Consider the following 22,274-nt stretch of genomic DNA (forward strand, 5'->3'; position numbering starts at 1 on the left):
CGGGTGACCTGGTGCGGTGGACCGTTGAGGGTGAGCTGGTGCATCTGGGTCGTGCGGATGAGCAGGTGAAGGTGCGTGGCTTCCGGGTGGAGCCGGGTGAGGTGCAGGCGGTGCTGGCCGCGCACGAATCGGTGGCACAGGCCGCCGTCGTCGTCCGTGAGGACGTCCCCGGCGACAAGCACCTGGTCGGGTATGTCGTCGGGGATGGCGACAGTACCGAGTTGGCCACTGTTGTCCGTGAGTTTGTGGCTGGGCGGTTGCCGTCCTACATGGTGCCCTCTGCGGTGGTGGTGCTGGAGGAGTTGCCGCTGACGGTGAACGGCAAGTTGGACCGCAGGGCTCTGCCCGCCCCCGAGTACGCCGCCGGCGCGGGTCGGGCGCCGGCGACGGTGCAGGAGGAGTTGCTGTGCCAGGCGTTCGCGCAGGTGCTGCGGCTGCCGGCGGTCGGTGTGGAGGATGACTTCTTCGCGCTGGGTGGTCATTCGCTGTTGGCGATGCGGCTGGTGAGCCGGGTGCGTGCGGTGCTGGGTGTGGAGTTGCCCCTGCGGATGCTGTTCGAGCGTCCGTCGCCGGCCGGGCTCGCGGCCTGGCTGACCGAATCGGCGGTCACCGAAGGCCGGGCGGCGTTGGTGCCGGTGGCGCGGCCGGAGCGGGTGCCGTTGTCGTTCGCGCAGCGTCGGCTGTGGTTCCTGGGGCAGTTGGAGGGTCCGAGCGTCACCTACAACATCCCGCTGGCGCTGCGGCTGACCGGGGAGTTGGACCGTGGGGCCATGGCTGAGGCGTTGCGGGACGTGATCGGGCGGCACGAGGTGCTGCGCACGGTCCTGCTGGCGGTGGATGGTGAGCCGTTCCAGCGGGTGCTGTCGCTGGAGGAGTGCGGCTTCGAGATGCCGGTGGTCGAGGTGGCGCCGCAGGAGCTGGACGGCGCGGTGGCCGAAGCCTCTGGCTACCTGTTTGATCTGGCCGTGCAGATCCCGCTTCGGGCGACGCTGTTCACGCTCGGCGAGGACGACCACGCGTTGGTGGTGGTGGTTCATCACGTTGCCGGGGACGCCTGGTCGATGGCGCCGTTGGCGCGGGATGCGTCGGTGGCGTATGCGGCGCGGGCCGCGGGTCGGGCGCCGGTGTGGGAGCCGCTGCCGGTGCAGTACGCGGATTATGCGCTGTGGCAGCGAGAGTTGCTCGGCGACGAGCAGGACCCGAACAGTGTGCTGTCCGGTCAGGTGGCGTATTGGCGCGAGGCGTTGGCGGGGGTGCCGGAGCAGTTGGAGCTGCCGGCCGATCGCCGGCGCCCGGCGGTCGCCTCGTACCGTGGGCACGAGGTGCTGGTTGATGCCTCGGCCGAGTTGCATGCGCGGGTGCTGGAGGTGGCGCGTGAGCGGGGGGTGACCCTGTTCATGGTGCTGCAGGCGGCGTTGGTGGTCACCCTGAACCGGTTGGGCGCGGGCGCGGACATCCCGATCGGGGCGGCGGTCGCCGGGCGCATGGACGAGGCGCTCAACGATCTGGTCGGGTTCTTCGTGAATACGTTGGTGATGCGTACGGACCTGTCTGGTGATCCGAGTTTCGACGAGGTGCTGGAGCGGGTGCGGGAGGTCAGTCTGCGGGCGTTCGAGCATCAGGATGTGCCGTTCGAGAAGCTGGTGGAGGAGTTGGCGCCGGCCCGGTCGATGGCACGCCACCCGCTGTTCCAGGTCCTGCTCACGGTGCTGAACACGGCCTCGGCAGGGTTGGAGATGCCTGGGCTGCAGCCTGGGGCGCTTGAAGCGGGTCTGGGGGCGGCGAAGTTCGACCTGGAAGTGATTGTTGGTGAGGCCTTTGATGCGCGGGGCAAGCCGGCGGGCATCCGGGGGAGGCTGATCGCGGCGGCGGATCTGTTCGATGTGGGGACGGCGGAGCGTTTCGCGGGCTGGTTGGTCCAGGTGCTGGAGACGGTGACGGCGCAGCCGGGGACGCGGTTGAGTGCCGTGGATGTGCTGGGTGCGGCTGAGCGTCGCCTGGTGGTGGAGGAGTGGAACGACACGGCGGTCGAGGTGGAGGCGTCGTCGTTGACGTTGCCGGGGTTGTTTGCGGCGCAGGTGGTGCGGGCGCCGGATGCGGTGGCGGTGGTGTCCGGTGGCGTGGAGTTGTCGTATGCGGAGTTGGATGCGCGGGCTGATGCGGTGGCGCGGCGGTTGGTTGAGCTGGGTGTGGGTGCGGAGTGTGGTGTTGCGGTGTTGATGGAGCGGTCGGTGGAGTTGGTGGTGGGGTTGTTGGCGGTGGTGAAGGCGGGTGGTTTCTATGTTCCGTTGGATGCTCGGTATCCGTTGGCGCATCGTCGGACGATCGTTGGTGAGACGGGTGCCTCGGTGGTCCTCACCGATGCCGGGTTGCGGGGTCAGGCGGCCGATTTGGGCTTGGCGGTGTTGACGGTTGATGCGGCGACTGCCGAGCCGGTTGACGGGCCGGTTGATGTGACGACTGCCGGGCCGGTCGAGGTTCCGTGTTCGCCGAGTCAGTTGGCGTATGTGATGTACACGTCCGGTTCGACGGGTCGGGCGAAGGGTGTGGCGGTGACGCATGCGGATGTGGTGGCGTTGGCGTTGGATCGGCGGTTCGCGGGTGTGGGGTTGGAGCGGGTGCTGTTGCATTCGCCGTATTCCTTCGATGCGTCGACGTTGGAGTTGTGGGTGCCGTTGTTGACGGGGCGTCGGGTTGTGGTGATGCCGGTCGGTGATGTGACGGCGGTTTCGTTGGCTGAGGTGGTGTGTTCGTTCGGGGTTACGGCGTTGTGGTTGACGGCGGGGTTGTTTGCGCTGGTGGTGGAGGAGGATCCGGGGTGTTTGGCTGGGGTGCGTGAGGTGTGGGCGGGTGGTGAGGTGTTGTCGTCGGTGGCGGTGGCTCGGGTGCGGGCGGCGTGTCCGGAGATTGTGGTGGTGAACGGGTATGGGCCGACTGAGGCCACGACGTTCGTTGCCACGCATACCGTGGTGGACGGGGAGGGTGTGTTGCCGATTGGGCGTCCGTTGGACAACATGCGCGTCTATGTGTTGGACGCCGCGTTGCGTCCTGTGCCGGTGGGTGTGGTTGGTGAGTTGTATGTGGCGGGTGCGGGGTTGGCGCGTGGGTATGTGGGGCGTCCGGGGCTGTCGGCGGAGCGGTTTGTCGCCGATCCGTATGGGCCGGCGGGTGGGCGGTTGTACCGCACGGGAGATCTGGCGCGGTGGAACGTCGACGGCGAGCTGGTGTATGCGGGTCGTGCGGATGAGCAGGTGAAGATTCGTGGTTTCCGGATCGAGCCGGGTGAGGTGCAGGCGGTCCTGGCCGCGCACCCGGGCCTGGAGCAGGCCGTGGTGCTGGTCCGTGAGGACGTGCCGGGCGACAAGCGCCTGGTCGCGTATGTCGTGGCGGACGGCGACAGTGCCGAACTCGCTTCGTCCGTCCGTGAATTCGTTGCTGAGCGGTTGCCGTCCTACATGGTTCCGTCGGCGGTGGTGCTGCTGGACGCGCTGCCACTGACCGTGAACGGCAAGCTGGATCGCAAGGCCCTGCCCGCACCGGAGTATGCCGTGAGTGCGAAGGCTCCCCACGGCGCCGGCTCGCTCAGTGCCTTCGAACAGACCGTGTGCGACGCGTTCGCGAAGGTGCTGGGGTTGGCGAGCGTCGGGCTCGACGACGACTTCTTCGTCCTGGGCGGGCACTCGCTGCTGGCGGTGTCGCTGGCGGCGGAGCTGCGGTCCCGTGGTGTGTCGGTGACGGTGCGCGACGTGATCACCAACCCGACTGTGGCGGGACTGCTCAGCAGGCTGTCCTTGTCGTCGGTCAAGGACGCGCTCAGCGGCATGCTTTCCATCCGGCCGAGCGGCAGCGAGTCGCCGTTCTTCTTCGTGCATCCCGGAAGCGGGTCGAGCTGGTGCTACCTGCCGCTGGCCCGGTACATCCCGCAGGAGTATCCGCTCTACGGGTTGCAGGCTGACGGGCTCGACGGCACGAGTGAACTCGCGACCTCTGCTGCGGAGATGGCCACGGCGTACATCGAGCAGATTCGTTCCGTGCAGCCGAGCGGCCCCTACCATCTGGTGGGTTACTCCTTCGGGGGGACGGTGGCGCATGAGATCGCGGTGCAACTCCAGGCTGCGGGTGAGCAGGTGGCCGCGCTGGTCATTCTGGACACCTTTCCGGTGGAGCAGGACGCGGATCCCGCCGCGGTCGGCGAGGCATCCCGCGATGCTCGGGAGACGGACCGGTCCGACGACCCGGCGAGCTCGTCGGCGTCCGGCGAGAACGACGTGCGAGCCCAGAGGCTCCAGGAGCTCCGGGCGGATATGGGCGCTGTCCTCGGCGGGATCTCGGACGAGGAGCTGATCCGCGTCATGGGCGTCTTCGAGAACTGCAGCCAGCTGCAGGTGGAGCACCGGGCCGGTCGGTTCGGCGGGGATGCCCTGGTGGTGGTCGCGGCGCAGGACAAGGCGACCGATGTGCCGTGGGCGCAGCGGTGGGAGCCGTACATCTCCGGGGAGATCACCGAGGTGAGCCTCCCCTACACGCACGCCGACATGGTGCGGCCTCACACGCTGGGCGAGGTGTGGGCCGCAGTCGAGGGGTGGCTGGGCTCGGGCCGGTTGCGGCGGGGCCAGTCCGAGTCCGAACCGGCACCCGGAGCCACCTCAAGCCGGAACAACCCATCGGCGAGTGGAGAAGGGGGGCCAGCTCAGGCCGGATAAGTGGGGCCATTTCAAGGCCGTTGACGCCACACAACCCCGCACGTGACTTTCAACCATCCGGAGAAACAGATGACAACAGAACTCAGCAACCAGGCGCAGGGCGTACAGGAGGCCAGCGCCCCGCTGCTGCTCGAAGAGGCTTCGGCCGAACAGGTACGCGCCGGTCTCAGGGCTCGTGGGGCGGTACTGCTGCGCCGGGCCGGCGGTCGGTCGCTGGCGGAGTTCGAGTCCTTGGCGGACGAGTTGATGACTCGGCTGGTACACCCCGCGGTCGCTGACATGCAACGTGAGCCGGTGAGCGCGGACGGTGCGACGGCGACGGTGAACAAAGGCCAGGGCAACATCCCGCTGCACCGGGAGCTGTCGTACGCGCCCGGCACACCCGACCAGCTGATGTTCCTCTGCCAGACGCCGTCGGCCGATGGCGGGCAGACCATCCTGTGCGACGGTGTCGTCCTGTTCGAGGCCCTTGACGAAGCGACGCGCGACTTCCTGCGAACCAATGAACTGGTCTATAGGTGGGAGGTCGACCCTGCACGCTGGCGCTCCTTCCTGGGCGTCACCACCCAGGAAGAGGCGCTCACCGCGATCGAGGCGATCAACGGCCGTTCGCGCGACGGCGGCTCCCTCAGCGGGACGTTCGAGGGGGAGACGCTCAAGGGCGCCTACCGGACCAGCCTCGTCACCCGCCCCGGCGACGGGCTCCGTGAGGCATTCTGCAACTCCGTGATCGTCACCATGAGCGACGCGAAAAGCACCGCCACGCTGGCCGACGGCTCGGCCTTCCCCGACCAGCTGCTGCGCGGCATCGCGGCGAAGGCGGAGGCGGTCACCTACGACATGGCCTGGCAGGCAGGCGACATCGTCGTGCTGGACAACGCCCGGTACATGCACGGGCGTCGCTCCTTCCTCGACACAGAGCGCCGGATCCTGACCCGGGTGGGCCACAGCCGCAGGTCCTGAGCACGGATCCACAAAGTCGTCTTCGGTGAGTGCGGCTCTGCGCGGCACCGGGGCCAGGTAGTCGCGGCGCCAGTAGCCGACCTGGCCCTCCACCCCGCCCTTCTCGTGGGCACCGCGAAGCCCGGGCTCGCAGGAGAACGGCGTGGACGCCCCGGTCGCCGCCGCCCGAACCGGGAGCCCTGGTCCACCGGCTGCGGACCAGGGCTCCCGCGTTCTGCCCGGTGCTCTCAGCGCGACATGGCGACCAGGACCCGGCGGCTTCCGGCGAACGCCCTGCGTCCGTGTGCGACGGCGACGTTGTCGATGACCAGGACGTCACCCTGCCGCCAGTCGACGTCGACGGCCAGCGCCAGTCCCTTCTCGCGGATCGCGCGCACGTACTCGTCGGGGATGGGGGAGCCGTCGGCGAAGGTCACCGACTGCGGCAGCTCGTCCGCGGGGACGATGGCCGCGAGCTCGCGCATGGTCTCCTCGCCGAGCGTCGCGGGGTGCCACTGGTCCGCCTGGTTGAACCAGACCTCCTCACCGGTGGTCGGGTGCCGGAGCGTCGAGGGCCGGACCTGACGCGTCCGCAGCGCGTTGCCGGCGGTCCACTCCCAGCTGACGCCCGCCTCGGCCAGCAGCTTCTCGACTTCCGCCCGGTCGTCCGTCTCGAACGTCGCCTGCCAGCTCTTGCCGAAGCCCCTGCCACCGTGCAGGTACTGCTGGTAGCGGACACCGCCGCCGAAGTCCGCGCGGATCCGCTCGTCGAGTGCCGCCAGCCAGGAGGCGCCGTCCAGCAGCGGAGTGGCGCCTCCCGTGGCAGCCGGCTGCACGCAGCAGAAGAGCAGTCGGGAGGGCCAGGCGTGGGCGTAGGAAAGCTCACTGTGCATGGAGATCGCGTAGTCGGGCGGGTACTCCGTCGAGGTGTAGACGTTGTCGGAAACCTTGGTCCTGGGCGTGTTGCCGTGCACGTACGCGAGGCGCTCGGGCAGCAGCGCGGGCATCACGTCCGCCAAGGAAGTCTCAGTGACGTCGAAACCCCGGAACAGCAGGGCCTGGTGACGGCCCAGCAGTTCGCCGACGGCGACCGAGCCGAGGTACTGCGTCAGTCCCCGGGTGGTCGCGCCGGCACCGGTGCTCTCGGGCGTGAACAGGTGCGGTGCCCAGCCCTGCTGAACGCTCATGGGTGATATCTCCTTGGTGGTTGGGAGGTTGGGCGTCGAGTCGTTCAACCTACGAGGCGCCCCGATTGGACGCACTGATTCGGTTCGGCCGCCTGCCGGGAGCGTCGGCCGTGCCGATAGACCGGGGCGAATGTCCGGCGTCGTTCAACCGGTGCGCCAACGCAGTTGAACGGTGGCCGTGGCGAGCATCAAGGATTCATCAGTCGAGCGGGCCTGCACCATAGTGAAGCGAGGCGCATGGTGAAACTGGAGCTCTTGGGTATCTGGAGGCTGGTGCGGGTGGCCCGACACGGCTTGTCGGTGGAGTTCCAGTCGCCCTTGGCGCGGCGGTACTGGCGCACGGCGGTGGTTGAACACCCCTGCTGACCATTTGCACCGGGTTGAACACCGGCACCATCGCCAGTGGCTGGGGCATAGTGGTCTGCGCCGCCAGGAACCGACGGAGTTCGGCGAGGCCGGATGTCAGGAAGCCTGGACCGGACCGAGGAACCGTGGGCAGAGCTGCGGTCGAACAGCCTGATCGCGACAGTCGAGAACGACACCGCCCAGCCGCGCGGCGCAAGCCGTGGCTGTCCGTGCGCCGCCCAGACCGACGCAGCGCCAAGCCCAGGGGGAAGCAATGGCCTTCGAGCTGACCGGCTACCGGAACCTCGGCGACGCGTTCGCCGCGCGCGTCGCCCAAAACCCCGACAAGACCGCGGTCACCATCTACCGCGACTCCACCGAGGCCGTGCACGAAAGCCTCAGCTACGCCGAACTCGCCCGCCGGGCCGGCCTGCGCGCCGCCGACCTGGCGCAGCACCTGGCCCCCGGTGAGCGCGTTCTCATCGCGCTGCCCACCGGCACCGAGTTCGTCGAGCTCTACCTCGCCTGCCTGCTGGCCGGTGTCACCGCCGTGCCCGCCCCGCCGGCGACCGGCTCCGCCGGCGCCGCCCAGCGCGTCGCCGCGATCGCCGCGGACTGCGCACCCGGACTGGTCTTCGGCACCGCCGGGGACTTCGACACCCTCACCGAGCGCTTCCACGCGCAGGGCCTGGGCCACCTCCCCGTCCGGGCCGCCGCCCCCGTGCCGGCCGGTGAGGCACCCCCCGCGGCGCTCCACGGCCGCCACACCGACCAGGACGCCCTCGCCGTCCTCCAATACAGCTCCGGCTCCACGGGCACCCCGAAGGGCGTGATGCTCGCCCACCGGAACGTCCAGGCGAACCTCGCGGCCCTGAGCTCCTTCATGGGGGGCCTGAGCGATGACGACTCGTTCGGCAGCTGGCTGCCGCTGCACCACGACTTCGGTCTCTTCTTTCAGCTCAGCTGCGCACTCTTCCATGGCGCGACAACGGTCCTGATGCCGCCGATGGCGTTCGCCCGCAGGCCCGTCGAATGGTTCCGGATGATGAACGAATTCCGGACCACCGCCAGCTCCGCCCCCAACTTCGCGTACGGCACCGCGCTGCGCCTCATCAAGGACGAACAACTCGACGGGCTCGACGTGTCACCGCTGCGCTTCTTGTGCAACGGCTCCGAGCCGATCCACGCCCCCACCATCGCCGCGTTCACCAAGCGGTTCGCCCCCATCGGCCTGCGCCCCGAAGCCGTCGTCGCCGGCTACGGCTTGGCCGAAGTCACCGTCTACGCCAGCGGCACTGCCATGACGCGTCAGCCGACTGTCCTGGTCGTCGACCCCCAGCGTCTCGCCGACGCCGACCACCCCGCGCTGGTTCCCGCCCATGACGGCCGCGGCAAGGAGATCACCGGCGTCGGACTCCCCGAGGGCTTCGACGTCCTCATCGTCGACCCCGCCACCCTGTGCCCCCTGCCCGCCGGCGAGGTCGGCGAGATCTGGCTGCGCGGCGACAGCGTCGGCCGGGGCTACTGGGACAAACCCGACCTCACCGCCCGCACCTTCCACGCCCGTCCCGCCGGCGCTGACGACACCGGACCCGGCTGGCTGCGCACCGGCGACCTGGGCGCCCTGGCGGACGGCGAACTGTTCATCACCGGCCGGCTCAAGGAGGTGATGATCGTCCATGGCCGCAACCTCTACCCGCACGACCTCGAAAACGAGGCGCGCGCAGCCCACCCCGCGCTGGAGAGGTTCGTCGGCGCCGCCTTCGGCGTCCAGGCCCCCGACGAGCGGATCGTGCTGGTGCACGAGGTCGGCCCGACCGTATCGGCCGAGGAACTGCGCGCCGCCGCGGCAGCCGTCATCCGCCGCCTCACCGCCGCCACCGGTGCGCCGGTCCGCAACGTCCTGCTGGTGCGGCGCGGCAGCGTCGACCGCACCACCAGCGGCAAGATCCGCCGCGCCGCGATGCGCGATCGCTTCCTGGCCGGCGCGATCACCGCCGTGCACACCGAACTCGAACCGGCAGTACGGCGGTTGACCGCAGGAGCCGAAACCCTGTGACGCCCACCCGCACCGGCACCGCACGCGGGATCGTGAACCGGTTCGCGTGGATGTAGGCCAGCGCCGCGCGACTCTTCGACGACACCCCCGCAGGTCCGCTGATGCGCGCTCTGATCGCCGACGCCCAGTCCCAGGACGAGATCGCCACGGCCATCCGCGAGCAGTGGCTGCGCCCGCGCCGCGCCGTCGCCGCGGACCTGATCCGGCGCGGCGTGGCAGAGGGCGTCACCGGACTGCGGCGCTAGAAGGCTATGAAGATCTTGGGCGCTGATACCCAGAAGGCATCACACGAGCTCAAGAAGGTATTGGACTGGCATGCGAGGGGCGAATCATGCTGGTTGAACACAGCCGAGTGTCACGGCCTGCGCCGGACGATGAATCGAGCACGTACATGAGCAGCTATGAACGAGACCGCGCCGGTTCGCTCGACGCCGACGCTGTGCTGTGGTCGGCTCCGGAAGAGGAACGGGCGGGGCGGCCGTTGCTGGTCCTGATGCACGGCTGGAGCTACGACGAGACGCACCTGTACGAACTGCTGGAACCGCGGCTTCGCGACGAGATCGTCGTCGCGTCGCTGCGGGCACCGGTCGCCGAAGCCGGCGGATTCGCCTGGTTCCCGAGCAGGGGCAACCCGATCGGCGATCCGCAGCCGACTGTGGCGAACGCCAGAACCGACGCGGTCCTGAGGTGGTTGGACGGCCAGCCCGTGTTCTCCTCGATCGGCCTGGGCGGCTTCTCTCAGGGGGGCGCCATGGTCCTGCAACTGATCCGGCGCGAGCCCAGGCGTTTCGCGTACGGCGTCCAGTTCGCGGGCTTCGTGGTGGACGACGTCCAGCCCGGTGATGCCGATCTGGCCACGCTCCGCCCGCCGGTCTTCTGGGGACGCGGTGCGCGCGACGGGGTGATCCCCGAGTCGGCGATCGAGCGGACGTCGATGTGGATGGGGCGGCATACCGATGCCGCAGTCCGGATCTACCCGCGACTGAGCCACGATGTGGCCGGTCAGGAGATCGACGACGCGGTGGCGTTCGTTCGTTCCCATGCGCTCGCCCTCGATGACTGTAACTGATATGGTTACGTCAGGAGGATGGATGTGGGAGCGAACAGCAGGCTCACGATCGCCGCGCACGCCCTGGCCTGGATCGGCCTGAACGAGCGGATGGGCGGCGAGGTGGCCACCTCGGAGCAGATCGCGAACAGCGTCAACACCAATCCGGTCGTGATCCGGCGGCTGCTGGGCGACCTGCGCGAGGCCGGGCTCGTCGAGTCACGGCGCGGCGCGGGGGCCGGCTGGCGTCTGCGGCGTGCGCCAGAGTCGATCAGCCTGGCCGAGGTGTATGAGGCTGTGGAGGAAGCCCCCCTGTTCGCCATGCATTCGGCGACTCCGAACCAGAACTGTCCGGTCGGCCACGGCATCGGCACCGCGCTGGGGCCGGTGTACGACGGCGCAGAGCAAGCTCTGCGGGCGCAGTTGGCCCGTACCAGCGTGGCCGATGTACTGCGCGATTCCGTAGCCGCGCCCTAGCGCCAAGCTCGGTAACCCGCAACCCGTAACCCGGTTCTTTGCACACCCTTTGTTGTAACAAGAGTTGTTACTACTGATCGAGGAGCATCCATGAACACGCTGCAGTACTCCGTCTACGTGGCACCGTCCAAGCCTGCGGTCTCCGACGATCTGCCGCCGGGTGAGGCGCGGCGAATGTGGTCGCCCACCTCGTCGACCCTGATCTTCGGTGAACATGACGCGGTGCTGGTGGACCCTCTGATGACCATCGAGGAGTCCCGCGCGCTGGCCGGCTGGGTGGCCGCGACCGGCAAGAACCTCACCACGATCTACATCACCCACGCGCACGGCGACCACTTCTTCGGCGCCCCGGCGATCCTCGACCGCTTTCCCCGCGCCAGGCTCGTAAGCACGCCCCGCGTCGCCGAGCTGATGGAGGTCCAGTACGGCCCGCGGTGGTTCGACGGGTTCTGGGATCCGCGCTTCCCCGGCCAGATCTCGGGAGACCACGTCACCGCCGAACCCTTGGCCGGCGATGTCATCGAGCTGGAAGGCGAGCAGCTGCGCGCGATCGAACTGGGGCACACCGACACCGACAGCGCCAGCGCCCTGCACGTGCCCTCGATCGGCCTGGTCGTGGCCGGCGACGCCGTGTACGGCGATGTGCACCTGTACCTCGCCGAGTCCAAGGGCACCGGACGCCGCGACTGGCTCGACGCGCTGGACGTCATCGAGCGGCTGGCGCCCACCGCCGTCGTCTCCGGTCACAAGCGCGACGGCGACCCGGACAGCCCCGCGGACATCGCCCGCACCCGCGGCTACATCCAGGACTTCGACACCGCCGCCGGGAACGCGACCGGCTACCTGGACCTGTACGAGGAGATGCTCGCCCGCCACCCCGACCGGATCAACCGCGGCGTGTTGTGGAACTCCGCGAAGGCCGTCATGGCGTGAATCGCCGTTGCCCGCGAGGGATCGATCGGTGCTCCCACGGGGCCGTGCAGGTTTCGCTCGACGGGGATGCGTCAGGCGCGGTCCCACCCGGGCACGGCCTGCCAGACCCGGGTATTCGGCAGGCCTAGTGTCCGACCGGCGAGATGATCGAAACCGGACGCAACCAGCGCAAAACCTTCCGTTCCGCGAGGTGCGGAGCGGAAGGCCTGATTGAACAGCGGAACCTTAAAGCTGCGTCAGCGCGGCGACCGCGATCGGTCGGCTGGTGTGCACGGCGGCGTTGGTCATCGCGGTGTTGTACAGCTCCTGGCCCGGGGGGCGGCCGTGGTAGAGCCGTCCGGCCGTGCCGACGTCGCCGTTGTAGGCGGTGCAGTCGACTTCCATGGTTTCGACGGTGTCGTTGTACCAGGTGCAGTTCGCGTCGGTGATCACGCGGTTGATGTCGGCGTTCTCAGCGTCGATCAGGACCGCGCGCAGCCCGGGGGTGGTCAGGCCGGCGTAGGCGCGAGCGATCATGGCCAGCGGGCCTTCGATGTTCACCGCGAAGCCGAGTTTGTCGATCGCGCCCTCGTCGGTGACGGTGTTGAGCAGGCTGTCGGCTTCGGTGGCGCAGGAGGTGGCGTTCATCGCGAAGGTCTGGAGAGCGGTCGGGGTCAGGGCCGGCATGTCGGCGTAGTCGATAACGGTGGCGTTGGCGCAGCCCTGGACGTCGGCGGCGGCGACCAGGTCGATCTGCGAGATGATCGCGTTCTGCGCCGAGTTGATCGCGTTGATGATCTCGGTGGTCGCCTGTTGGAGGGTGATGCCGTTGCTGCCGCCGCTGAAGTACTGCTGATAGATGCTGTAGATCTTCTGGATGACCGCGATCACGGCGGTGACATCGGCGGGGCGGGCCGGCGCGGGGTTGCGCACCGCGGCACTCGCCGCGCCCGCCCCAGCCGGAACGGCGAGCGCGCCGGCCAGCAGTACCGCGGTGACCGTGCGAACCAATCGTTTCCTCATCACAAAACCCTTCGACGCGGGGTGGGACCGCCGAGGCGAGGCGGTGCGCCGGTGGCGACGCGTGACCATGGTGGGGTCCGCGAACCGGTCGAGCGGGGAATTCCGCACGCGGCCGGACAACGCCGAAAATCGACGAAGACAGCAGCCTCAATCGTCCAGCCGGTCTTGGACTCGATCGGCATCGGCACGCATTCCGAGCCGCCGGTAAATTTCCAGTGCCTGCCGCAGGTAGTCCAGCCCCTCGGCGCGATCGCCGACAGCCAGGTAGTGCTCGCCGATGCCTTCGAGGGAGATGGCTTCGTCGTCGGGCTTGCCCAGCTCTCGGTGCACTGCCAAGGCCTGCCGGTACAGTTCGAGCGCGCGCGGACGGTGCCCGCTCGCGGCGAGGGTGGCGGCGTAGGAGTTGAGTACCAGCGCCTCGTCGCCACGGGCCCCGGATGCGCGGAAGATCTCCATGGCCTGGGTGTGGGCATCGAGCGCGCCGGGGTGATCGCCGGTCACCTGGCGGACGCGCCCCAGCCCGAACCACGCCGCGGCCTGGCCGCCGCGGTTGCCGAGGTCTTGGTTGATCTCCAGCGCACGTGCGTGGGCGTCGAGCGCTTCGGCGAAGTCCCCGTTCGCGCGCAGCACATCGCCGACGTAGTTGAGAGCGGCGGCCTCGCCGTGGCGGTTGCCGAGCCCGCGGAAAAGTTCAAGAGCCCGGGTGTGGGCCTCGATCGCCCCGAGACGATCTCCGGTCGCGCGCCGCACGTCCCCGACGTCGGTCAGCGCGGCGGCCTCACCCAGGCGATCGGAGAGTGCGCGGAAGATGTCCAACGCCAGGACGTGGGCATCGAGTGCCTCGGGATAGGCGCCGGCCAGCTGGTGAATGCGCCCCAGGCCGTGCAGAGCGGTCGCCTCGCCGAGACGGTCGCCGAACGCGCGGAAGATCTCCAGCGCGTCGACGTATGCCGCTTCACTCGCGGGGGAATCCCCGGCGAAGTACCACACACGTGCCAGGTCGGTCAGTGCGATGGCCTGATTGCGGCGGTCGGCCAGCAGCCGGTGCGTCTCCAGCGCCCGGCTGTAGGACGCGACGGCTCCGGCGGGATCGTCCTCGGTCATGTACTGCACCCGACCGATCCCGTGAAGCGCGGCGGCCTGTCCACGGCGGTTCCCGAGCGCGTGCTGGAGCTCCAGCGCCCTGCTGTGGGCATCGAAGGCCCCTGAGTAGTCGCCGGCCAGGTACCGCGCATGTCCGAGGTCGACCAGCGCCGCGGCGAGATCGGCGGGCCGGGCCAGACGTTCGGCGATTTCGGCGGCGGCGTGGTGGATCTCCAGCGAACGGGACCACGGGCCGTCGGCCAGAAGGATCTCGGCCAGCCCCGTGGCCAGATCGATCGCGTGCCGGTCGAGCCCGTGAGCGAGCGCGAACGCGAAGGCGGCATCCAGGTTGCCGTGCTCGGCGCGCAGCCACCGTCGTGCCGCCTCCGGCTCGAGGACGTCGGGAGCGAAGGCCGGGGCCGGGCCCGTCGGTGTGAGCCGGGGATGCCGGGCGATGGAGGCCGAGGCCGTCTGGGCCGTGTGGCTGTAGTACTGAAGAAGCCTGGTTCGGGCCGTATCGCGTTCGGAGTCCAGGGACGTGGCCAGTGTGCCCGCGTAGGCATGGACCAGATCGTGGAGACGGTAGCGGCCGGGTGAGACGCCCGTCAGCAGGCTGTGGTCGGCCAGGCGCTGAAGCGACAGATCGGCCGTCGCCGGATCGGTTTCCAGCAGCGCGGCGGCGGCGTACCCGTCGACCACCGGCCCGGGCAGCAAGCCGAGGTGACGGAAGAGGACTTGCTCGTCCGGGCTCAGGTGCTTGTAGGAGAGATTGAACGCTGAGCGCAGGCTACGGACCTCGTCGGTGTATCCGGCCAGTGCGTCTTCCTCCCGTCCCGGAGTGAGCCGCTCGATCAGCCGTGCGAGGTCCCAGGCCTTGCCGCCGGTCCGCAGGAGGGCTCCGACGATCACCAGAGCCAGCGGAAGACGACCGCATAGTTCCGCGACGTGCTCCCACCCGGCCTGCTCGGGCTGCTCGGACTGCTTGGACCGCTCGGACTGCTCGGCCTGCTCGGACCGCTCGCTCGGCCATCTCGCAGCGCGGCGCAGCAGCGCCACCGCCTCCTCCAACGGCAGAACGTCCAGCGGAATCGGAAGGGCGTCGTCCAAGGCCTTCAGGCGGCGCCGACTGGTGACCAACACCAGACATCCCGTCGCCGCCGGCAATAGCGGAAGCACCTGCGCCTCGTCGGCGGCGTTGTCCAGCAGGACGAGGGTCCGTGTGCCGGCCAGGCGCTCCCGATAGACCGCCGCGCGTGAGTCGACGTCGGACGGGATCTGCCCGGCCGTCAGGCCCAGCGAGGCGAGCAGCACGGCCAGCGCGTCACCGGGCTCGCGCGGCGCGGCGTCTTCGGCGAAGCCGTACAGATCGAGGAACAGCTGACCGTCCGGGAAGCGCTCGACCAGACGGTGCGCGGCGTGCAGAGCCAGCGCGGTCTTGCCCACGCCGCCCATCCCGTCGATCGCGGAGATCACCACGGTGCCCGGGGACTGCTTGCCGGCGGCGAGCTCGATCAGCTCGAAGAGGCGCCCCAGTTCCTCCTCGCGGCCGGTGAACAACGACGTGCTCGCCGGCAGCTGGCGCGGCACGGTCCTTCCCGGACGCACGCCGGTCGGGGGCGAATCCGCGAAGGGCCGTGCCTTCGCCCGACGCTGGATCTCCTCGACCCGGTCCCGGGCCTCGGCCAGGGCACGCCACTCGGCCGGCGTCACGCCGAGCAGCTCGACCAGCGCGTCGAACCGATCGGTCGGCGGCAGAGTCCGGGCCGTGAAGTACTCCGCGATGGCCGTCTGCGACCACCCGGTCCGCTTCGCCAACTCCTGATACGTCAGGCTGCTGTCCCGATGCGCACGCGCATGCCGACGCCGCAAGGCCCGCAACAGCTCGGCCAGATCGTCCAGCGACCGCGCCTTCGCCGCCGCCGCGGCGAGGTCGTCAGACGGTCCTGCGGCCTGCCGCGGCGGATCGATTGCCATCGTCCGACCCCCGAGTATCTAAGAACCCGAATAAACCGAGCGCAGTCTAGTACGGAGCCCTGAGCCGCTCGCCGTGCTTTGACGACTCCGATGGGCGGGCGGCCACGGTCGGCGACACCGAGGTCCTGGCTGCGGGTCCACGTGCGAATGACGGTAGGGCTTTTGACGGGGGTTTGTCGGCGCATCGATCAGTGCTCGGGTGAACACCTCGTGCGCCGCCTGCTGAAGTACCTCGATGGTCCGTGCGGACAAACCTGTGGGGAGGCGGACGCCGCCGTTTTGGCCGGGGGCGATCAGCACGCCGGCTCCGCCGCTTGCCGCCGCCACGTCCGCCGCTCGCCGCCACTCGCCGCAGCCGTCACAGATAGCATGCCCCGGTGAGCCTTACCGCACGTCTGGGCCGAGCGGCCCGAGCAGCCGTCTCGGACATCACGCCGCTGCGGGAGTCGCCGGCCTACCGCCGGCTGTTCGCCGGGCAGGCGGTGTCGTCGATCGGGACGCAGGTGACGCAGGTCGCCGTGCCGGTCCAGGTGTACTCGATCACGCACTCGTCGTTGCAGGTCGGGCTGGTGAGCCTGGCGGCGCTGGTGCCGCTGGTGTTCTTCGGCCTGTACGGCGGGGCGATCGCGGACGCTGTCGAGCGGCGCAAGCTGCTGCTGGCCACCTCGGTGGCGACGACGGCGGTGAGTGTCGCGCTGCTGGCGCAGGCGGCCGCCGGGCTGCGGAGCGTGCCGCTGCTGTTCGTCTGTGTCGCGGTACAGGCGGGCTTCGCGGCCGTCGACAACCCGGCGCGGCGCTCGATCACGCCGCTGCTGGTGCGCCCCGAGAAGCTGCCCGCGGCCAACACGCTGTCCTACGGCAGTATGACCTTCTCGGTGATCGTGGGGCCGGTGCTGGCCGGGGTCGCGGTCGGGGCCGGCGGCTTCGCGTGGGCGTACGGGATCGACGTGGCGTCGTTCGTCGCGGCCTTCTACGCGGTCGCGCGCCTGCCCGCGCTGCCCGCCGCCGAGGACGCGCCCCGGGCCGGGCTCGCCTCGGTGCTCCAGGGCCTGCGCTTCGTGCGCGGGCAGCGGATCATCATGGCCTCGTTCCTGGCGGACGTGAACGCGATGATCTTCGGTATGCCCAAGGCCCTGTACCCGGCGCTGGCCTTCGGCCAGTACCACGGCGGCGCGGGCACGGCCAGCCTCATGTACGCCGCCCCGGCCGCCGGCGCGCTGCTGATGACCGGCCTCGGCGGCCTCATCACCCGGGTCCGGCGCCAGGGGCTCGGCGTGATCCTGGCGATCGTGGTCTGGGGCGGCTCCATAGCGGTGTTCGGCGCCACCTCCGTGCTCTGGTTCGGCCTGCTGATGCTCGCGCTGGCCGGTGCCGCAGACCAGGTCAGCGCCGTGTACCGCTCGACGATGATGCAGGTGGTGACGCCCCCGGGCCTCCAGGGCCGCCTGCAGGGCGTCTACATGGTCGTGGTCGCCGGCGGTCCACGCCTCGGCGACCTGGAATCCGGAGCGGTGGCAACGGCTTTCACGCCGCGGATATCGGTGGTGTCCGGCGGCCTGGCGTGCCTGGCCGGCATCGGGCTGCTGGCCGCGCTGGTTCCGTCGCTGCTTCGCTACGACTCGGAGAAGGCGCTGGGGGAGCGGGCGCAGCTCGTTGCCACGTAGCCATCCGATGCGAACGTGTTGTCGATTCCATAAACTCAAGCCCATGGCGAAAGGGGAAGCACTCCGAGACCTCGACGTGCGGGCCGGCGGGTATCCGGATCCGAGGCGGGCGGTGGATCTCCCGGATTTCATCAGGTTGCTGGAGCAGCTGAGGATGTCGTGCGGCATGCCTTCGTACCGCACCTTGGCCAAGAAGGTGGGGGCGCGCCTGACGCCGGCGCGGCCGCTGTCGCACGTCACCCTGAGCGAGATGTTCGATCCGAAGCGGCGGCGGCTGGACCTCGATCTGGTGGTGGCCGTGGTGGCGGCGCTGGGGATGAGCGAGTCCACGGTGGCCCAGTGGCGTCAGGCCTGCGTCCGGGTCCATGCCGAGGCCAAGGCCGGCGGGGCGTCCGGGGTGCTTCGGCAGCTGCCGGCGGATCTGCCGACCTTCACCGGGCGGGTGCGGGATCTGCACGAGCTCACGACGGCGATCGAGGCCGCGCCCGAGCACGGTGGCACGGTGGTGGTCTCGGTGATCGAGGGCATGGGCGGCATCGGGAAGACGCAGCTCGCGCTCCGCCTCGCGCACACGCTGGTCCGCGCCGGACGTTACCTTGACGCGCAGTTCTACGTGAACTTGCACGGGTTCGACCCGGAATATCCTCCGGCGGATCCGTGCACTGTGTTGGGGTCGTTCCTGAGGCAGTTGGGGGTCGCCCCGCAGAACATTCCCGACGCGCTCGACGAGCGGGCGGCGATGTTCCGTGACCGGTTGCACGGTCGGCGCGCGCTGGTGGTTCTGGACAACGCCGGAAGCGAAGAGCAAGTCAGGAGTCTGATCCCGGCCGACCCCGGCTGTCTCGTGCTGGTCACGAGCCGTCGGAGTCTGGCCGGCCTGGACAACACGATTTCGCACCGTCTGGACGTGTTCAGCTCGGAGGAGGCCACGACGCTCCTGGCCCGGATCGCGGGCGCGGACAGAGTCGCCGCGGAACAGCAGGCGGCGGGTGAGATCGTCGCGCTGTGCGGCGGACTGCCGCTGGCGGTCGCTCTGGCCGGCGCGCGGCTGCGTTCCCGCCCCGCTTGGACGTTGGGGGACGTGCTGGGACGCCTTCGTGCCGACCGGCTCGACGGGTTCGGGCCCGCGTCGAACACGCCGAGACCGGTCTTCGAACTCTCCTATACGACGCTGGAGCCCGGGGCGCGGCAGATGTTCCGGCTCCTGGCGGCGCATCCGGGGCGCGATGCCACCGCCGAGTCGGCGGCCGCGTTGCTCGGGACGAGTGTGGGCGACGCACTGGATCTGCTCGAAGGGCTCACCGACGAGTATCTGCTTGAACAGCGCAGGGAGGGGCGGTACGAGTTCCACGATCTGCTGCGCACGTATGCGATGGAGAAGCTTGCGTCTGATGAGCCCTCGGAGCTTCGTGACGAGGCTCTGGGGCGGGTGCTGTCGTGGTACACGGTATCTGCGATAAACGCCGACAGCGCCATCGGCTCCGATGGCTATCGTCCGGGAGTTCCTGACGGAGTCGCCTGTGCGAGGCCTGCGACGTTCTCGGACGCGGCCGCGGCGACGGCCTGGTTCGACCAGGAGCTGCCCAACCTGACCGCGAGCGTCGAGGTGGCATCCGGGCAGGGGTACGGGCTGCTCTGTTCCCGGATATCCGCCGCGATGAAGCGCCACCTGTACTTCACGGGTCGCCTCAATGAGATCATCGAGCTTCGCCTGCTGGGCCTGGACGGCGCCCGCGCCTCGGGGGACGTGTACGGGGAGGCCCTGGCTCTGGCTCACCTCGTCACCATGGCGGAGCTCGGTCGGGTCGAGGAAGCCGACGCGTACTTCGCGGCGGCGTTGGCGAAGTACCGCGAAGTCGGCGACGAAGCCGGCCAGGTGTTCCTCATGAGCTACGTGGTCTTCTGCATGACCACCGCCGGCCGCACCCAGGAAGCCCTTGCCGTAGCAGCGGAAACGCTTCCGATCGCGCGCAGGGTCGCCGAACCGGTCCTGCTCGCCAGCGCCCTGAGCAACTACGCCACCTGCCTCCACGACCTCCGCCGCCCCGAAGAAGCGCTGGAGTATGTGTTGGAGGCGGTCGCGGCGATGCGATCGACGGCCAACGGCCTCCCGCACGCCATGGCGGTCCGCAACCTCGGCTTCACCTACCTGGTCCTGCGACGCCACCAAGACGCCTACGCCAGCTTCACCGAAGCCACAACACGCTTCCACGACGCCGGCGACCTGTACCACGAACTCGAATGCGTCCACGGCCAAGCCCGCGCACTCCACGCCCAGGGAAGCACCCCCGCCGCCCGCGACCACGTGGCCGGCACCACCGCGATCCTGGACAAGCTCGACGAGCCGACGGCGGACCGGCTCCGCCGCAGGCTTGAGCGCTCGCCGATCCGGTACGACGAGCGGATCGATGTCGATCCGACGGCTCGGGCTTGAGGAGTCCAGTCAGCGCGCTGTGCTGAAAACGGATGAGCCTGCGCCTCCGGAATTCGTCGAATCGAGCTCGGCGGCGGTACCCCGCCGGGCGGCCGCGCCGGTGTCGGGAACGACCCTGGCGACTGTGACGCACGTCACGGGAACCACCCCGGTCCGAACAGACAGGTCATGGCATGGACGACGAATTCCGGGCCCGGATCCGGGCCGGTGACGAAGGCGCGTTCGCCGTGCTGTTCCGAAAACACGGCCGGGTGGTCTACAACCACTGCCTCCGGTTGAGCGGCGACTGGTCGGTCGCCGAGGACTGCACCTCGCTGACGTTCCTGGAAGCCTGGCGGCTGCGCGGTAGGGCCGACCCGCACGGTGGCAGCCTGCTGCCCTGGCTGCTGGGCATCGCGACCAACGTTGTGCGCCAGCGGCGCCGCGCGGCCTGGCGCCACCACCGGCTCATGCAGAAACTCCCCGCGCCCGAACTGGTCCCGGACCTGGCCGACGAGATGGTCGAGCGGCTGGAGGACCAGGAGCGCATCGCTGCCGTCAAACAGGTCCTGGCCGGATTGCGGCGGGCCGACCGCGACGTGCTGGCGCTGTGTGTGTGGGCCGGCCTGGACTACGCGGCCGCGGCGGCAGCGTTGGGCGTGCCGGTCGGCACGGTGCGCTCCCGCCTGTCCCGGGCCCGGCGGCGCCTGGACGAGCGCGCAGAAAAGATTCTCGCCCCGAACATGGAACCGGCCGGCTCAGACAGACAGCTACCAGGTGACCGCACCGCTGCGGTCCGGCCCACGGAACGGAGATCACGATGACCGGGAATCCCGACGACGACCTGCGTGCCCTGCGCCAGCAACTCCCGGTGCCCCCCGACCGCGATTTCCTGCCGGGCCGCCAACACCTCCGAGAGGACCACCTGATGTCCAGCTGGACGTCCATGAACTCCCAGAACCGCCGAAGCCAGCCGCGGCGCCTGGCCGCCCGCATCGCCACCTCGGTCGCCGTCTCCGCGGTCGCCGTCGGGGCGTTCGCCGCCGTCGCCACCCACGACACCCACTCCGCCGCCGGCCCCGCGGTCGCGAAGAGCTCCGCGCCCGCCGACGACACCGTCGCCGGCGCGCAAATCAGCACCGTGGCATACACCCTGACCAGGCTGGCCGACCACTCGGTGCACATCGTCGTCCACCCCAGCGCCACCGTGCACCCGGCCGAGTTCGAGGCCGACCTGGCCAAGTTCGGAATCCACGCCACGGCCACCACGGAGACCAATGATCAGGTGAAGCACCTCGAAGTTCATGTCGGAGACGTCATGGGCTTCGCCATTCGTCAGCCGAACGGCGACTACGACACCTCCGTCTTTCCGGGCCACACCCAGCTGATCAAGTTCGGGATCACCGACCCGGAGCACGATTTCATACTGCTGATCAAGCCCGTCAGCTGAGCCGGCAGCCCGCCGCCACGTTCCGGGCGCGGTGCGCGGACGACCGCCGCTGATGATCCGCCCAACCCGGCCCCACCGGTTGGGCGGATCACCGCTTGGCCGGCAGGCAGCGAAGCTTGGCTGCTATAACGGCCGCGTGAATGTTCTGTGTGTCGATGTCCAGCTCGCATGATCACTATCGGATCTGTCGCGCGTGGCCTTGCCGCTGAGCGGTTCGAGTTCTTGGCTGAGCAGTACCGCGGACGGCGAAACGCCATCAAGACCTTCACTCACGCAGCGCCTGAGTTCGTCTTCTGGATCTTCCCTGGCGGCGCGCTGTTCGATGCCAAGAACGCGCACCGCAAGAACGTGCCGCGCGGGTACGAACATATCCTCGACGACGAGCCAGACTATGGCGGTTTCCTCAGGGGACGGCTGCTGGTGCGATCCGTGGACGGATTCCAGCTGGTCGTTGTCTACTGCCGCGCCGAGGCACTTACTACAGATGGCCACCCCCTGAGGCAGTTGCTGAATGGACTACGCCGACTGCCTGTTCCATTGGATCAAGACGCGCTGGTGATCAGCGACAACGGCGACATCTACGGAACCGTGGAAGACCTGGTGGCGCGTGAGAACGGAACGTAGCCGACTTGCGGCGTTATTGGTGACGATGGCCGGGGAACCGCGCCTGCAGATGGTCAAGCAGGGCAGCTCTGGCGGCGGCAAGATCGGACACCTGAACATGACGCCCGCGAGCCGTCTGGCACGGAAGGGCGAGCCGAACACCGGAACCTCGCCGAAAACTCTCCCTGGACGACGTGCCTCGAAGTGACCTCAGACAGGCGCTCAGCAACCAGGGCTCAGACCTCCGCTGACGATGTCGGCTACTATGAGGGCATGTGTTGCTGCACTGCCATGACTACCCGTACCGCCGCCTAGCGGCGGTACCGAGGCCGCTGTAAGCGCGGCCTCATTGCCTGCCCCTGCTTGGGGCAGAGCCAGGATGTACCGCCGG

14 protein-coding genes and 1 pseudogene are annotated in these 22,274 nt (G+C 69.3%); 12 read left to right on the plus strand and 3 right to left on the minus strand.

Going from position 1 to position 22,274, the window contains the following annotated elements; genetic code table 11:
• Positions 1-38 precede the first annotated feature (38 nt).
• Together GWK61_RS19065 and GWK61_RS19070 are read left to right on the plus strand one after the other, a co-directional pair.
• A complete protein-coding gene (locus tag GWK61_RS19065; RefSeq protein ID WP_194909880.1) occupies positions 39-4,703 on the plus strand; it encodes a non-ribosomal peptide synthetase in 4,665 nt (1,554 codons plus the stop codon).
• A gap of 69 nt (positions 4,704-4,772) precedes the next feature.
• Positions 4,773-5,666, plus strand: coding sequence for a TauD/TfdA family dioxygenase (locus tag GWK61_RS19070; protein WP_194909882.1), 894 nt, complete (start codon positions 4,773-4,775; stop codon positions 5,664-5,666).
• 227 nt (positions 5,667-5,893) lie between these two features.
• Here GWK61_RS19070 and GWK61_RS19075 read toward each other — a convergent pair whose 3' ends face one another.
• Positions 5,894-6,832, minus strand: a complete 939-nt coding sequence (locus GWK61_RS19075) for a TauD/TfdA family dioxygenase (RefSeq protein WP_194909891.1) — start codon at positions 6,830-6,832, stop codon at positions 5,894-5,896.
• A 619-nt stretch (positions 6,833-7,451) separates the two neighbouring features.
• Here GWK61_RS19075 and GWK61_RS19080 point away from each other — a divergent pair.
• The 5 genes and pseudogenes from GWK61_RS19080 to GWK61_RS19100 all read left to right on the plus strand — a co-directional run bounded on the left by GWK61_RS19080 (position 7,452) and on the right by GWK61_RS19100 (position 11,694).
• On the plus strand, positions 7,452-9,236 hold the full coding sequence (locus GWK61_RS19080) for a fatty acyl-AMP ligase (RefSeq protein WP_194909894.1): 1,785 nt from the start codon (positions 7,452-7,454) through the stop codon (positions 9,234-9,236).
• A gap of 71 nt (positions 9,237-9,307) precedes the next feature.
• A pseudogene (locus tag GWK61_RS19085) lies at positions 9,308-9,481 on the plus strand (TetR-like C-terminal domain-containing protein); the annotation flags it as partial.
• A gap of 146 nt (positions 9,482-9,627) precedes the next feature.
• Positions 9,628-10,305 (plus strand): alpha/beta hydrolase, encoded by a 678-nt coding sequence (locus tag GWK61_RS19090; RefSeq protein WP_194909898.1) that lies wholly within the window; start codon positions 9,628-9,630, stop codon positions 10,303-10,305.
• 24 nt (positions 10,306-10,329) lie between these two features.
• Positions 10,330-10,761: an Rrf2 family transcriptional regulator gene (locus tag GWK61_RS19095; RefSeq protein ID WP_194909900.1), complete on the plus strand. Its 432-nt coding sequence runs from the start codon at positions 10,330-10,332 to the stop codon at positions 10,759-10,761.
• 90 nt (positions 10,762-10,851) lie between these two features.
• Positions 10,852-11,694: an MBL fold metallo-hydrolase gene (locus GWK61_RS19100; RefSeq protein WP_194909901.1), complete on the plus strand. Its 843-nt coding sequence runs from the start codon at positions 10,852-10,854 to the stop codon at positions 11,692-11,694.
• Between the two features lie 225 nt (positions 11,695-11,919).
• On the opposite strand, the gene GWK61_RS19105 is transcribed toward GWK61_RS19100, so the two are convergent.
• Together GWK61_RS19105 and GWK61_RS19110 are read right to left on the minus strand one after the other, a co-directional pair.
• Positions 11,920-12,696 (minus strand): hypothetical protein, encoded by a 777-nt coding sequence (locus tag GWK61_RS19105; protein WP_194909902.1) that lies wholly within the window; start codon positions 12,694-12,696, stop codon positions 11,920-11,922.
• A gap of 147 nt (positions 12,697-12,843) precedes the next feature.
• A complete protein-coding gene (locus GWK61_RS19110; RefSeq protein WP_194909903.1) occupies positions 12,844-15,753 on the minus strand; it encodes a tetratricopeptide repeat protein in 2,910 nt (969 codons plus the stop codon).
• Between the two features lie 377 nt (positions 15,754-16,130).
• Between GWK61_RS19110 and GWK61_RS19115 the strand changes: the two genes are divergently transcribed.
• From GWK61_RS19115 to GWK61_RS19135, 5 genes are all read left to right on the plus strand, one after another.
• Positions 16,131-17,417, plus strand: a complete 1,287-nt coding sequence (locus GWK61_RS19115; protein ID WP_194909905.1) for an MFS transporter — start codon at positions 16,131-16,133, stop codon at positions 17,415-17,417.
• A 43-nt stretch (positions 17,418-17,460) separates the two neighbouring features.
• Positions 17,461-19,851, plus strand: coding sequence for an ATP-binding protein (locus GWK61_RS19120; protein WP_194909907.1), 2,391 nt, complete (start codon positions 17,461-17,463; stop codon positions 19,849-19,851).
• Between the two features lie 173 nt (positions 19,852-20,024).
• The gene (locus GWK61_RS19125) at positions 20,025-20,654 is read left to right on the plus strand and encodes an RNA polymerase sigma factor (protein ID WP_194909909.1); all 630 of its coding nucleotides are present in this window, start codon (positions 20,025-20,027) and stop codon (positions 20,652-20,654) included.
• Positions 20,651-21,280, plus strand: coding sequence for a hypothetical protein (locus GWK61_RS19130; RefSeq protein ID WP_194909911.1), 630 nt, complete (start codon positions 20,651-20,653; stop codon positions 21,278-21,280). Before GWK61_RS19125 ends, GWK61_RS19130 begins: the two co-directional genes overlap by 4 nt.
• A 168-nt stretch (positions 21,281-21,448) precedes the next feature.
• Positions 21,449-21,904, plus strand: a complete 456-nt coding sequence (locus tag GWK61_RS19135) for a hypothetical protein (RefSeq protein WP_194909913.1) — start codon at positions 21,449-21,451, stop codon at positions 21,902-21,904.
• The last annotated feature ends 370 nt before the right edge of the window (positions 21,905-22,274 follow it).

This window comes from Catenulispora rubra, assembly GCF_015356825.1.
Taxonomy (GTDB): Bacteria; Actinomycetota; Actinomycetes; order Streptomycetales; family Catenulisporaceae; genus Catenulispora; species Catenulispora rubra.